At 75.1% G+C, this 12,895-nt stretch carries 13 protein-coding genes; 2 read left to right on the top strand and 11 right to left on the bottom strand.

Features of this window, described 5'->3' with window-relative positions:
• Positions 1-12 precede the first annotated feature (12 nt).
• The 5 genes from rpsG to DNK53_RS14300 all read right to left on the bottom strand — a co-directional run bounded on the left by rpsG (position 13) and on the right by DNK53_RS14300 (position 4,413).
• Positions 13-483 carry a 30S ribosomal protein S7 gene (gene rpsG / locus DNK53_RS14280; RefSeq protein ID WP_110182970.1) on the bottom strand — a complete coding sequence of 157 codons (471 nt, stop codon included), beginning with the start codon at positions 481-483 and terminating at the stop codon, positions 13-15.
• Between the two features lies 1 nt (position 484).
• The gene (gene rpsL / locus DNK53_RS14285; protein WP_011757353.1) at positions 485-859 is read right to left on the bottom strand and encodes a 30S ribosomal protein S12; all 375 of its coding nucleotides are present in this window, start codon (positions 857-859) and stop codon (positions 485-487) included.
• Between the two features lie 161 nt (positions 860-1,020).
• Positions 1,021-2,283 (bottom strand): MFS transporter, encoded by a 1,263-nt coding sequence (locus DNK53_RS14290; RefSeq protein ID WP_110182971.1) that lies wholly within the window; start codon positions 2,281-2,283, stop codon positions 1,021-1,023.
• A gap of 10 nt (positions 2,284-2,293) precedes the next feature.
• Positions 2,294-2,743, bottom strand: coding sequence for a MarR family winged helix-turn-helix transcriptional regulator (locus DNK53_RS14295; RefSeq protein WP_110182972.1), 450 nt, complete (start codon positions 2,741-2,743; stop codon positions 2,294-2,296).
• A 170-nt stretch (positions 2,744-2,913) separates the two neighbouring features.
• Positions 2,914-4,413 carry an NCS2 family permease gene (locus DNK53_RS14300; protein ID WP_239456539.1) on the bottom strand — a complete coding sequence of 500 codons (1,500 nt, stop codon included), beginning with the start codon at positions 4,411-4,413 and terminating at the stop codon, positions 2,914-2,916.
• A gap of 78 nt (positions 4,414-4,491) precedes the next feature.
• On the opposite strand from DNK53_RS14300, the gene DNK53_RS14305 reads away from it, so the two are divergent.
• A complete protein-coding gene (locus tag DNK53_RS14305; protein ID WP_239456540.1) occupies positions 4,492-4,806 on the top strand; it encodes a DUF2530 domain-containing protein in 315 nt (104 codons plus the stop codon).
• A gap of 74 nt (positions 4,807-4,880) precedes the next feature.
• On the opposite strand, the gene DNK53_RS14310 is transcribed toward DNK53_RS14305, so the two are convergent.
• Entirely contained in the window at positions 4,881-5,654 is a 774-nt protein-coding gene (locus DNK53_RS14310; protein ID WP_239456541.1) for a DUF3027 domain-containing protein, read from the bottom strand.
• A gap of 93 nt (positions 5,655-5,747) precedes the next feature.
• On the opposite strand from DNK53_RS14310, the gene DNK53_RS14315 reads away from it, so the two are divergent.
• Entirely contained in the window at positions 5,748-7,250 is a 1,503-nt protein-coding gene (locus DNK53_RS14315; RefSeq protein WP_239456542.1) for an MFS transporter, read from the top strand.
• Between the two features lie 83 nt (positions 7,251-7,333).
• On the opposite strand, the gene DNK53_RS18410 is transcribed toward DNK53_RS14315, so the two are convergent.
• From DNK53_RS18410 to DNK53_RS14340, 5 genes are read right to left on the bottom strand one after another with little or no spacing between them, the layout of a single operon-like run.
• Positions 7,334-7,729 (bottom strand): cold-shock protein, encoded by a 396-nt coding sequence (locus DNK53_RS18410; RefSeq protein ID WP_110182975.1) that lies wholly within the window; start codon positions 7,727-7,729, stop codon positions 7,334-7,336.
• A 5-nt stretch (positions 7,730-7,734) separates the two neighbouring features.
• Positions 7,735-9,258, bottom strand: coding sequence for an ATP-dependent sacrificial sulfur transferase LarE (gene larE, locus DNK53_RS14325; protein ID WP_204163928.1), 1,524 nt, complete (start codon positions 9,256-9,258; stop codon positions 7,735-7,737).
• Between the two features lie 44 nt (positions 9,259-9,302).
• A complete protein-coding gene (locus DNK53_RS14330; protein WP_110182976.1) occupies positions 9,303-10,640 on the bottom strand; it encodes an RDD family protein in 1,338 nt (445 codons plus the stop codon).
• Positions 10,637-12,001 (bottom strand): FHA domain-containing protein, encoded by a 1,365-nt coding sequence (locus DNK53_RS14335; RefSeq protein ID WP_110182977.1) that lies wholly within the window; start codon positions 11,999-12,001, stop codon positions 10,637-10,639. Before DNK53_RS14335 ends, DNK53_RS14330 begins: the two co-directional genes overlap by 4 nt.
• On the bottom strand, positions 11,998-12,816 hold the full coding sequence (locus DNK53_RS14340) for a PP2C family protein-serine/threonine phosphatase (protein WP_110182978.1): 819 nt from the start codon (positions 12,814-12,816) through the stop codon (positions 11,998-12,000). The genes DNK53_RS14335 and DNK53_RS14340 overlap by 4 nt, the downstream gene beginning before the upstream one ends.
• Positions 12,817-12,895: the final 79 nt, after the last annotated feature.

A 12,895-nucleotide genomic window follows, 5' to 3' on the forward strand; every position in this document is an offset into this window, starting at 1 on the left:
CGCCCGACGAGGTCACCAGCGGTAGTGGGCGAAGGCCTTGTTGGACTCGGCCATCTTGTGGGTGTCCTCGCGCTTCTTCACAGCGGCGCCGAGGCCGTTGCTCGCGTCGAGGATCTCGTTCATCAGCCGCTCGGACATCGTCTTCTCGCGACGGTCCTGGGCGTAGCCGACGAGCCAGCGCAGCGCCAGCGTGGTGCTGCGGTTGGGCTTGACCTCGATCGGGACCTGGTAGGTCGCACCGCCGACGCGGCGGGACTTGACCTCGATCGCGGGCTTCACGTTGTCCAGCGCGCGCTTGAGCGTGAGGACCGGGTCGGTGCCGGTCTTCTCGCGGCAGCCCTCGAGGGCCGAGTAGACGATCCTCTGGGCAACCTGCTTCTTGCCGTCCTGGAGGACCTTGCTCACCAGCTGGGTGACGATCTGCGACCCGTAGACGGGGTCGACGTCGAGCGGACGCTTCGGTGCGGGACCCTTGCGCGGCATGTCAGCTCTTCTCCTTCTTCGCGCCGTAGCGGCTGCGGGCCTGCTTACGGTTCTTCACGCCCTGGGTGTCGAGCGTGCCGCGGATGATCTTGTAGCGGACACCGGGAAGGTCCTTCACACGGCCGCCGCGGACGAGCACGATCGAGTGCTCCTGCAGGTTGTGGCCCACGCCCGGGATGTACGCCGTGACCTCGACGCCGCTGGACAGGCGCACGCGGGCGACCTTCCGGAGGGCGGAGTTCGGCTTCTTGGGGGTGGTGGTGTAGACGCGGGTGCAGACGCCCCGGCGCTGGGGCGAGCCCTTGAGCGCAGGCGTCTTGTTCTTGGACACCTTGTCCTGGCGGCCCTTGCGGACCAACTGCTGAATGGTGGGCACCGGGTGGTTCCCCTTCTTGTTTGCTCGTCACGGCCCGGCGACCTGCCGGACTCGGGGTGTTGCTCGTTGCTGTGTGCCTGTCGATCAGCGCGGGAGGGGCGGCCTTGGAGGCGTCCGGGCACGCGCATGGGTCTGGGACGTTCCAGACACGAGGGATCAGGCTACTTGCCCGCGTGGGCGAGGGTCAAAACGGGAGCGGCGACGGTCCCGCGGCGGGTCGCGGCGAGGAAGAGGGCGGCGGCCAGCGCCACCCCGGCGACGGTCGCCCCGCCTCCCAGGACCAGGGTCCAGCGGGCCCCGAGGGCCTCCCCGATCCAGCCCACGACGGGGGCCCCGAGCGGGGTGCCGCCCATGAAGACCATGAGGTAGAGCGCCATCACCCGCCCGCGCATCCCGGCCGTCGTGCTCATCTGCATGTAGGTGTTGGCCGCGGTGATCATCGTCAGCGAGGTGAGCCCCAGCACGGGGGCGAGGAGCGCGAAGACCAGGTAGGACGGAGCCAGGCCCGCCACCACCTCGACGGCGCCGAAGAGCAGCGCCGCCCCCACGACGAGACGGTGCCGCACCCGCTCCCGGCGGGCCGCCAGGAGGGCGCCCGCCAGCGAGCCGACGGCCAGGAAGGTGCCGAGGGCGCCGTACTCGGTGGCGCCCTTGCCGAAGACCTCGGTGGCCATGAGGGCGGAGGTCAGCTGGAAGTTGAGACCGAACGTGCCGGCGACGAAGACGATGGCCAGGATGAGCAGCAGGTCGGGGCGTCCCCTGACGTAGCGGACCCCCTCGAGGACCGCGCCCGGACGACGTCCGGTCGGCTCGGGCGTGTCCAGCCGGCTGGGGTCGAGGCGGCGCAGCGCGGCGATCGGGGCGGCGTACGAGAGCGCGTTGGCGAGGATCACCCAGCCGGTGGCGACCACTCCCCCGCCCAGCGCGGCGATCAGCACGCCGGCGAGGCCGGGCCCGACCAGGCGGGCGGCGTTGAACGAGGCCGAGTTGAGCCCGACCGCGTTGCTCAGGTCGGCCGGGTCGACCATCTCGGAGACGAACGACTGGCGGGCGGGGGCGTCGAAGGCGGAGCTGACGCCCAGCACGGTGGCCAGCACGTAGACGTGCCAGATCTCGGCCGTGCCGGTGACGGCGAGCAGGCCGAGCACGAGCGCCGGGGCCGCCATCCCGAGGTTGGTGGCCTGCAGCAGGCGTTGCTTGGGGACCCGGTCGGCGACCAGGCCGGCGAACGGGGCCAGCAGGAGGGTGGGCAGGAACTGCAGGCCCGTGGTGATGCCGAGCGCGACGCCGCTGCTGCCGCTGAGCAGCAGGACCAGCCAGTCCTGGGCGACGCGCTGCATCCAGGTGCCGGTGTTGGAGACCACCCCGCCGGCGGCGTACAGGCGGTAGTTGGCGTTGTGCAGCGAGCGGAACGTGGGGCTCAAGGTGTGGCGATCAGTCTTCCTGTGCGAGCTGGTGGAGGAGCACGGCGGCGCGACGCAGCACCGCGCGGTCTCCGTCGGAGAGGCCGGTGAGACGCCGGGCGAGCCAGGCGTCACGGCGGTCGCGGTCGGCGCGGACGGCGTCGCGGCCCTGCTCGGTGAGCTGGACGACGACCGCGCGGCCGTCGCTCTCGTGCGGGCGGCGGACGACGTACCCCGCCTGCTCGAGGGCCGTCACGGTCCGCGTCATCGACGGGGGCTGGACACCCTCGAAGACGGCCAGCTCGCCGACGGTGCGGTCGCCGCCGCGGAAGAGGCAGCCGAGCACCGACATGGAGCCGAGGCTGAGCGGGTTGTCGGGGTGCCGCTCCAGGGCCAGCCGGCGCCGGAGCCGCATCACGCCGAACCGGAGCTCGGAGGCGAGCCCTGCGTCGCTGCGGGTGACCTTCTCGACGGTGGGCATGATCCTTAGTCTAGGTCATTACCTTCGCTAATCACATGCCCGACGGCTCCTCCGCCCGTGACCTCCCCACCCCGGAGATCGAAAGTCCCCCGCGTCCTGACCACGACACGCCGGGGCGGGGTGGTCAAAACGCGGGGGACTATCAGGAGGAACGGGCGGAGCCGGGTCGGTCAGGTGAGCCAGTTGGTGATGGGGCTGATGGCGAAGTAGACGACGAAGAGCGCCGCGACCAGCCACATGAGCGGGTGCACCTCGCGCACCTTGCCCACCACGAGCTTGATCAGCACGTAGACCACGAAGCCCGCGCCGATGCCGACGGAGATCGAGTAGGCGAACGGCATCAGGACGATCGTGAGGAAGGCGGGGATCGCGAGCTCGGGGTCGCGCCAGTCGACCTCGGTCACCTGCTGCATCATCAGGAAGCCCACGAGGACGAGCGCCGGGACGGCCGCCTCCGACGGGATCGCCGCGACCAGGGGCGTGAAGAAGGTCGCGAGGAGGAAGAGCACGCCGGTGGCGATCGAGGCCAGGCCCGTGCGGGCGCCCTCGCCCACGCCGGAGGCGGACTCGATGTAGGAGGTGTTGGACGAGACGCCGCCCGCGCCGCCGGCGATGGCGGCGATCGAGTCGACGACGAGGATCCGCTGGCTGTGCGGCGGCACGCCCTCGGCGTCGTTGAGGCCGGCCTCGGCGCCGATCGCCGTCATCGTGCCCATGGTGTCGAAGAAGTCGGCCAGCATGAGCGAGAAGACCAGCAGCACCGCGGCGAGGACGCCGCCCTCGACGCTGCTGAAGGCGCCGAAGAGGTCGAACTGGAACAGCGTGTCGAACTCGGGCAGCCCGACCACGTCGCCGCTGACGGTCGGGATGCTCAGTGCCCAGCCGTCGGGGTTCTCCGCGCTCGCGGGGCCGAGGTCGCCGATCGCCTCCACGACGACGGCGAGCACGGTGGTGACCGCGATCGCGATGAGGATCGCCCCACGCACCTTCCGCACCCACAGGGCGATCATCAGCAGGAGGCCGAGGCAGAAGACCAGGACCGGCCAGCCGGTCAGCTGGCCGCCGACGCCCAGCTGGACCGGAACGGTGGTCTGGAAGTCGTCGGGGATCCGGGTGACGACGCGGGCGTCGACGAAGCCGATCAGCGCGATGAAGAGGCCGATCCCGACGGAGATCGCGACCTTCAGCTGCTGCGGGACGGCGTGGAAGACGGCCTTGCGGAAGCCGGTGAGGACGAGCAGGAGGATCACGATGCCCTCGAGGACGACCAGGCCCATCGCGTCGGACCAGGTCGACTGGCGCGCGATCGAGTTGGCGACGAAGGCGTTGAGGCCCAGGCCGGCGGCGAGGGCGAGCGGGAAGTTGGCCGCCGCGCCCATCGCGATCGTCAGGAGGCCCGCGATCAGCGCCGTGGCGGCGGCGATCGCGGGGATGCCGCTCCCGGGCTCGGTGCCGCCGCCCAGGTACATCCCCTCGGAGTCGGGCACGAAGCCGAGGATCAGGGGGTTGAGGACGATGATGTAGGCCATCGTCAGGAAGGTCACGAGACCGCCGCGGAGCTCCTGCCCCACGGACGAGCCGCGCTCGCTGATCCGGAAGAAACCGTCCAGTCCGCCGGCGTTGCCGGAGGGCTTCTCGTCCGCGTCGCGGTCCACACGCTGATTGCTCACGGGCGGCATCTTGGCAGACCTCCGACGGCACCCCGCACGGGGCTGCGTGCGGCGGACGGCGGTAGTAGGTTGGCCGCCGTGGAACCCCGTGACGACGAGCAGCCCCGCAGCCACACGATCGGCCGCCGGACCTACCTGGTCGCCGACGTCCCGCCCCTCGACGTCGACGGCGTGCGCACCGTCGAGGTCGGCACGGCCCTGTGGCTGGTGGGCTTCCTCGCCCTGCTGCCGTTCTACTCGCCCCTCGCCGAGGCGGGCCGGCTGTGGTGGCTGTGGACCTGCACCGCCGGGCTGGGGCTCGGCCTCTTCGGGATCGAGTACTGCCGCCGTCGCCGCGACTCCCGCGGCGGCCCCGCCCCCGAGGCGTCCCCGGGCGGCCGACGCCGCCGCTGAGCGGCGGCCCGCCGGCGACCGGTGACGCCGCCAGTCGGTCGGTCAGCCGGCCAGCCGGCCAGTCGGTCAGTCGGTCAGAAGGTCTCGAGGTCCTGCTCGAGGGTGTCGTGCGCGTGCTCGGGCACGGGCTGCGGCTGCTGCTTGCGCGCCAGCTTGACCTCGGAGTGGGCTCCGCAGCCGTGGTCGAAGGTCACGACCCGACCGTCGTCGTTGGCGTTGCCGTTGGCGCAGACGCCGAACATCTCGGAGAGGGGGCCCGCGAGGCGGACGACGAAGCCGCAGGTCGCGCACGGCTGGGGCGCCGACTTCGCCAGCGGGGAGTCGGGACCGCCGTCGCCGTCGTGCCACCGCTGGGCGGCCATGTCGCGTCCCTCGACCGACAGGGTGCGGACCCGGCCGGCGTAGAGCTCCTCGACGACGCGGCGGGCCTGGCCACGCTCGTCGCCCTCGAGCGGGTCGTCGCCGGCGAGGTACGTCGGGACGAGGCGCGGGTCCTCGTCCTCCACGGGGAGCAGGTCGCCGGGCGAGAGGTCGCCGGGCTGCAGGCGCTCCTTGTAGGGCACCCAGCCCGGGGCGACGATGGCCTCGTCACCGGGGAGCAGCACCACCTCGTCGACGGTCACCCGCTCCTGCTCCGGCGCGCGCGAGACGGTCACGGACCAGAACCAGCCGGCGTACCCGGGGTGGCTGCAGGCGAAGAGGTGGCTGACGGTGTGCTCGTCCTCGGCGCGGGCGTGCAGGTGCTCGCCGACCTGGTCCGCGGGCGCCTCCTCCAGGAGGGCGGCCCGGGCCGTCGCGACGGCGTCCACCAGGACGGGATCGGGCGAGGCGGGAGCGACGGCGTTCACGCGGGCGATCATCGCACGCGGCGTCGGGCGACCCCAAGGCGAGCCGGCCGGACCCCGCGCCCGGCCACCGCGGGGACGCGGCAGGATGGATCCGTGACCACGACGCCTCCCGAGCCGCCGGACCCCGAGGAGCCCGGGTACGAGGAGCCGGCCCGCGAGGACCCGCCCCGCGAGGCGGGACCCGGGCACGCGGGACCCGGGGCCACCCGACCGGGGGTCGCCTCCCGCGTGGCGGGCGCCGTGGCGGTCGCGGCCCGGGCCTCGGGCCGCGGCGCCGCCGCCGCGGCGCGCGCGACCGGCCGCGCCGGCCGCTACACCGCGTGGCAGGCCCGGCGCGCCAGTCGGGCCGAGGGCGCCGGCGACTCCGGCCTCTCCCGGCTCATCGAGCTGCACGCCTTCAACGCCGCCGGCGACGCGGCCGTGGCGATCTCGCTGGCCGGCACCCTCTTCTTCCAGGTCCCGACGGGCGAGGCCCGCGGCCAGGTCGCCCTCTTCCTCGGGCTCACGATGCTCCCCTTCGCGATCGTCGCGCCCCTGATCGGCCCGTTCCTGGACCGCTTCAGCCACGGCCGCCGGTGGGCGATCGGGACGACGATGGCGGTGCGCGGCTTCCTCTGCTGGGTGCTGGCCACCGCGGTGGTCACCGAGTCGCGCTGGATGTTCCCGGCCGCGCTCGGCGTGCTGGTGGCGTCCAAGGCGTACGGCGTGACGCGCGCCGCCTCCGTCCCCCGCCTCCTCCCCCGCGACCTGACCCTGGTCCGGGCCAACGGCCGGATCTCGCTCGCCGGCGTCGTCGGCGCCGGGGTCTCCGCGCCGCTGGCCGGGCTCGCCTCGTGGGCGGGGCCTGAGTGGTCGCTGCGCTACGGGTTCCTCGTCTTCGTCGCGGCCACCGTCTGGGCGATCCTCCTGCCGGCCCGGGTCGACTCCAGCGTCGGCGAGGGCACGCTCGTGCTCCTCTCCGACGGCGACGCCGTGGACGACCACGTGGTGACCCCCGCGGGACGACGCCCGCGGCTGCGGATCCCGCCCGCCGTGGCCTTCGCCCTGCGGGCCAACTGCGGCCCCCGGTGGCTGTCGGGGTTCCTCACGATGTTCATGGCGTTCCTGCTGCGGGAGAACCCGATCGACGGCTGGCGACCCGAGGTGCTGCTGGGCCTGGTGATCGGCGCCGCCGGCCTCGGCAACACCCTCGGCATCGCGGTGGCGTCGCTGACCCGCCGGATCGACCCGCGGACCACCGTGGTGGTGGCGCTGCTCGCCGACTGCGTGCTCGCCGCGCTGACGGCCGCCTTCTACGGCGTGGTCACCCTCGCGCTGCTCGGCCTCACGGCGGGGCTGGCCCAGTCGCTGGCCAAGCTCTCGCTCGACTCCACGATCCAGCGCGACGTCCCCGAGCGGATGCAGAGCAGCGCCTTCGCCCGCAGCGACACCTCGCTCCAGCTCGCCTGGGTGATCGGCGGCTTCGTCGGCATCGCCCTGCCCCTGATGCCCCGCCTGGGCCTCGGGGTCGCGGCGGCGGTGCTGGCGGCCTGGGCCCTCTTCGTGCTGGTCAGCCGGTCGGGCGCGGGACGACCCCGCGCCACCGTCCGGGCCTGACCGGGCCCGCGGACGTCATCAGGGATGGTCGCGCGGACGACCGGAGGTGATGACGTCCCGGGGGTGGATCCAGTGGGCTCGGCTCAGAGCTCGAGCTCGTCGGCGAGCGCCCGCAGCAGCTTGGCGGTGGGCCGGGCCGTGCGCGGGTCGGGGTGCCGGCCGTGCCGGTACCCCTCCCCCAGGTCGTCGAGGAGCCGGATCAGGTCCTCGACGATGGTCACCATCTCCTCGGGCCGCTTGCGCTGCGCCTGCCGCTGGTTGCGGCGCACCGAGGTCGGCGCGTCGAGCAGCCGCACCTGCAGCGCCTGCTCACCCCGTCGGCCCTGGGCGATGCCGAACTCCACCCGGGCGCCGTTGCGCAGCGAGGTGACCCCCTCGGGCAGGGCGTCGGCGTGCACGTAGACGTCCGGCCCGTCCTCGCGGGACAGGAAGCCGAACCCCTTCTCGGTGTCGAACCACTTGACCTTGCCAGTCGGCACAGCGCTCACGTCTCCTCGGCACGCGCGCGGCCCTCGCCGCGGCGCTGTGAAGGATAGGCGGCCGACACGGAGGCCCGCCACCCGGCCGTGCGCTCGTTCATCGAGCCCGAGCGGAAGCCGCGCGGGTCGATCGCGGCCGCCGGGAAGCCGGCCTCGCGGACGACCGCGAGCACCCGCTCGGCCAGCGGCGTGCCGTCGGCGAGCGGGCCCGTGAGCAGGGCGGCGTCCACCTCGACGCTCGCCTCCTCGCCGAGGTCGCGAACCCGCAGGTCGCGCAGCGGGACCTCGGCGTGCGCGCAGGCCTCCCGCACCGCGGCCTCGGCGCGCTCCACCCGGGCGAGCCGGTGCGGAGAGATCTCGATGCCGTGGGCGACCCGGCTGGAGAGGCAGGCGGCGGCGGGCTTGTCCCAGGTCGGCAGCCCCCAGCGCCGGGACGCGGCCCGGACCTGGGCCTTGCTCAGCCCCGCGTCGAGCAGCGGGGTGATCGCCCCGCGCTCGGCGGCGGCCCGGATGCCGGGCCGGAAGCCGGCGACGGCGTCGTCGGCGTTGGTCCCGGTCGCGACGTGGGCGAGACCGTGCGTGGCGGCGAGCTCCTGCAGCACCTCGACCAGCTCGGCCTTGCAGAAGTAGCAGCGCTGCCCGGAGTTGGTCCGGTAGCCCTCGCGCTCCAGCTCGTGGGTGGTGGGGGTGAGCAGCCGCACGCCGAGCTCCTCGGCGAACCGGCGGGCCGGGTCGCGCTCGACCTGCGGGAGGGAGTGGGAGTAGCCGGTCGCCGCGGCGACCCGTTCCGGCCCGAGCGCCCGGACGGCGGCGGCGAGCAGCAGGGCGCTGTCCGCGCCGCCGCTGTAGGCGACCAGGACCGATCCCCGCGCCTCGAGGTCGGCACGCAGCGCCTCGAGCCGCAGGTCCAGGACGTGCTCGTCGAGCCAGCCGGGGAACGCGGTGAGGTCCTCGAGGACGACGTCGGTGCCGGCGGCCTCCAGCTCCTCGCGGGTGCAGCCGCCGGTGAGGACCGAGACGCTGAGCGCCCCGCCGGCGCGCGCGCCCTCGACGTCGTGGACGTGGTCGCCCACGTAGACCCCGACCCCGTGCTCGCGCAGGGCGGCCCCCTTGCCCGCGCCCCACACGTCGCCCGCGAGGTGGTCGACGTCGAGGGCCAGGTGGTCGAGGTGCAGCCGCGCGTTGGCGGCGTACTTCCCGGTGACGACGACCAGGCGTCCGCCGTGCGACCGGACGGCGGCGAGCGCCTCCACGGCCCCGGCCAGGGTGGGCACGGGGCCGATCGCCAGGTCGGGGTAGAGCGCACGGAAGCGGTCGACGGCCGCCTCAAGGGCGTCGTCGGGCAGGTGGCCCTCGAGCAGCTGCACCAGCGGCGGTCCGAGCCGGGAGCCGATCTCCCGGGCGTCGAGGACGACGTCGTGCTCCTCGGCCAGCGCCGCGAGCGTGGCGGTGAAGCCGGGGAGCGTGTCGATCAGGGTCATGTCGAGGTCGAAGCCGACCACCAGAGGGGGGACGCGCGGCTCCGACATGCCCGCCAGCCTAGGTCGGGCCCGGTCGGCCCGCCGAGCCCGGCTCAGGCCTCGCGCTCCACCGACATCTCGCGGTCCCCGAAGCGCACCCGGTCGCCCGGCAGCAGCGTCGTGGGCTTCCCGGCGTGCAGCTCGCGCGCCACGCCCTGGCGCAGCACGAGCGAACCGTTGGTCGAGCCGCGGTCCATCACGACCAGGCTGCCGTCGGGCGCCGGGCCGAACTGCGCGTGGGTCTTGGAGAGCGACATGTCGGTCGAGGTGAGCGGCACGAGGTGCCGGACCTGCTCGCCGGCCCGCGGCTCGGGCCGGCGGCCGACCAGGGCCAGCCCCTCGACCACGAACGCCTCCCCCGTGTCGAAGGCGACCCGCCACCGCGGGCCGGTGGGCGCGGCCGGCGTCGCCGGGCGGCGCGCCACCGTGCGCCCCGGGTCGGCGGCGGGGGGCGTGGAGGACGGCGCCCGACCGGGGGTCGGGGTCGGCGACGCCGCGGGCGGGCCGGGTGTGGCGGGCGGCGCCGGGGTGGACGCAGCCGCGGGGGCGGGCTGGCGGGGCGCGCCGCCGGGCGGGGCCCACGAGGGAGCGGCCGGCGGGGCGGCGGGGGACGGGGCGACCGGCGCCGGGCCCGCGGGAGGGGCGTACGACCCGACGCCCGGGGGCGGACCTGCCGGAGGGGCGTACGACCCGACGCCCGGGGGCGGGCCCGCGGCATTCGCGTACGACGGGGCGGCGGGCGCGCCTCCGACGCCCGGCTGGGCGGCGGGCCGGGCGGGGCGCTCGACGACGGGCGGGGGCTGCGCCGCCGCCGGCACGAGGCGCATCGCGGTGAGGTTGACGACGTGCCGGGGGCCCTGGTCGGCCTCCTCGACGCCGGCGTCCTCGGGTCGCAGGTCGACCACCACGGAGCCCGCCAGCTGGTCGTGCCAGCCACGTCGCTGGCCCCGCGGGTCGGCCAGCGCGGTCCAGGCGAGCGCGGCGAGGCCGAAGCCGAAGGTCGGCAGGGCCGAGAGCCCCAGCACGAGGGAGCGCAGGATCCCGGGGCCGGCGCCGATCGGCAGGCCCGTGCCGTGGTGCACGACGCGCAGGCTGGTGGCCCGCTTCCCCGGCGTCGCCCCGCTGGTCCCGGTGACGACCCCGTTGACCAGGACCACGAGGAGGGCGAGGCCCAGGACCAGCCCCAGGGTCAGCCACAGGCCGTCGCGGCCCCACACGAGCCAGCCCACGACGCCGACGACGGCGTACAGCGTCCAGCTGGTCGCCCGGTCGAGCGCGAGCGCCATGAACCGTCGCTCGAGGTCCGCCACCGGGAAGGTGGGCGGGTCCGCGGGGGCGTGCGGCGCGAGGCCGGGCGCCGGTCCGGCCGGCCGGGAGGGCTGCTGCGTCACGGCTGGGTGACCTGGATGGTGACTCCGTCCCCGAGGTCGATGATGGCACCGGGGATCAGCTGGACGGCGATGCCCGGCTGGAGGTCCTCGGGCGGCAGGCCCGGCTGGACCAGCAGCGTGCCGTTGGTGGAGCCCAGGTCGGTGGCGACCGCCGTGCCGTGGTCCACCCCCGAGCCGGGACGGATCTCCAGGTGGGTCGAGGAGACCTCCTGGTGCGGGCTGGGGACGGTGACGAGCTGGGGCTGGTCGCCCGGGGCGAACCGGCGGGCCTCCGGCGCCCGCCCGATGAGGACGGCGCGGTCGACGTCGGTCGTGGTGCCGTGCGAGAAGACGAGGCGAGCCACGGGGCGTGCGGTGACCTTCGGGGCCTGCGGCTGGCCCGGGATGCCGGACGGCGGCTGCTCGACGGGCTGGCCGAGCTGGGTCAGGCCGTCGTGCTCGGGGCCGCGACCGACCGCGGGCTGCGCCCCGGTCGGCGGCGCCTGGTCGCCCACCCGGGGCACGGAGACGGGCGGCACCGTGGGCAGCGGGGGCACCGTGGGCATCCCCGGCACCGGGGTCGGGACGACGCCCGCGACGCCAGGGGCTCCCGGGGCCCCGGCGGACGCGGGCTGGTCGGGGGCGGGCTGGTGGGGGGTGGGCAGGTCGGGCCCGGCGCGCTCGGGGTCGGGCTGTGCCGGACCGTCCAGGGTCGGGTCGAGGGTGGGCTCGTGGTCGTCGAACGGCTCGGGCTCGGGGTCCGGCTCGACGACCGGCTCGGGCTCCGGCTCGGGCTCCGGCTCGACGACCGGCTCGGGCTCCGGCTCGGGCTCCGGCTCGGACACCGGGACGGCCGCCTCCCCGGCTGCGGCGTCGGCGGCGGAGTCGGCCGTGGAGTCGGCTGCGACGTCGGCCGCGGAGTCGGCCGCGACGTCGGCTGCGACGTCGTCGGCACCCCAGACCAGCGACCCCACGCGCAACAGACCGGGGCCCACGGGCGCCGGCAGGCCCCGCTCGCCGGCGTCCGGCAGCGTGGCCACGAGGGACTCGACGCCGCTGAAGGTGCGCTCCGTCCAGACCCGGTCGCCGGCCACGACCTCGTTCGCGCCGTCCTCGGAGCGGACCGAGAGGGCCGCCGACCCGCGGACCAGCACCCGGGCGGAGCGTCCGGCCGCGGCTACCAGCACGAAGTCGGGCACGGCCTGCAGACCGTCGGCGAGGAGCTGGTCGAGGACCACCTCGAAGCGCGCCCCGTCGTCCACGGTGGCCCACAGCGCGGCGGCGCGAGCCTTCTCGCGGCCGGGCAGCAGGACGGTCAGCTCGGGTCCGAGCACCGCCAGCCACGTGCCGGTCGAGCTCGAGCGGTTCTTCACGTCGTTCACGGCAAGGCCCCCAGTTTCGTCTCGAGGCTCAGCTTCTGCTGCTGGGCGTCGTAGGCGTGCTCCTTCGCCAATCCCACCACATCCACCACCACGGCCGTCGCGTTGTCGCGTCCACCGGCCGCCAGGGCGGCCGCGACCAGCTGCTCGGCGGCGTCCCGCGGGTCCTCGTGACGGGTGAGCAGCGCCTCGATCGTGGCGTCGTCGATCATCCCGCTGACCCCGTCGGTGCACAGCAGCAGGCGCTCGGCGGCGGCGAGCGGCAGGGAGAAGAAGTCGGGCTCCGGCGCCTCGGCCGCGCTCAGGGCCCGGGTGATCACGTGGCGCTCGGGGTGCTCGGCCGCCTCCTCGGCGGTGATCCGGCCGGCGTCGAGCAGCTCCTGGACCACCGAGTGGTCGGTGCTCACCTGGTCGAGCCCGGCGTCGGTGAGCCGGTAGATCCGCGAGTCGCCCACGTTGGCCAGCAGCCACCGCGGGTCCTCGTCGTGGACCAGCATCGCGACCGCGGCGGTGGTGCCGCTGTGGGGCGCGGGACCGCCGCTCCCGGCCTGCCCCTCGGCGTACGCCCGCAGCCGCACCTGGCAGCGGACCAGCGACTCCAGCACCGCCTCGACGCCGGCGCGCGAGCCGAGCCGGCGACCGGTCAGGCGGCCCAGCTCCTGCACCGCGTAGGCGCTGGCCACCTCGCCGCCGGCGTGGCCGCCCATCCCGTCGGCCACGGCGAAGACGTCGGGGGCGACCAGGAAGGCGTCCTCGTTGGCCTCGCGGACGTGTCCCACGTCCGTCGCCGCGCCGTGGTGCAGGTCGACCGCCGCCATCCGCGTCCTCCTGGTTCGGGCCCACGCCGGGGCGGCCGGTCGCCGCCCCCGGACGCCGGGGCTGGCGAGTAGCGTAGGA

The sequence above is a fragment of the Nocardioides solisilvae genome (assembly GCF_003194625.1).
Classification (GTDB): Bacteria; Actinomycetota; Actinomycetes; order Propionibacteriales; family Nocardioidaceae; genus Nocardioides; species Nocardioides solisilvae.

Excerpts from the sequence above, each read along its gene's own strand:
- rpsG (WP_110182970.1), bottom strand. The coding sequence starts at position 483 with ATGCCGCGCAAGGGTCCCGCACCGAAGCGTCCGCTCGACGTCGACCCC.
- larE (WP_204163928.1), bottom strand. The coding sequence starts at position 9,258 with ATGTCGGAGCCGCGCGTCCCCCCTCTGGTGGTCGGCTTCGACCTCGAC.
- DNK53_RS14295 (WP_110182972.1), bottom strand. The coding sequence starts at position 2,743 with ATGCCCACCGTCGAGAAGGTCACCCGCAGCGACGCAGGGCTCGCCTCC.
- DNK53_RS14340 (WP_110182978.1), bottom strand. The coding sequence starts at position 12,816 with ATGGCGGCGGTCGACCTGCACCACGGCGCGGCGACGGACGTGGGACAC.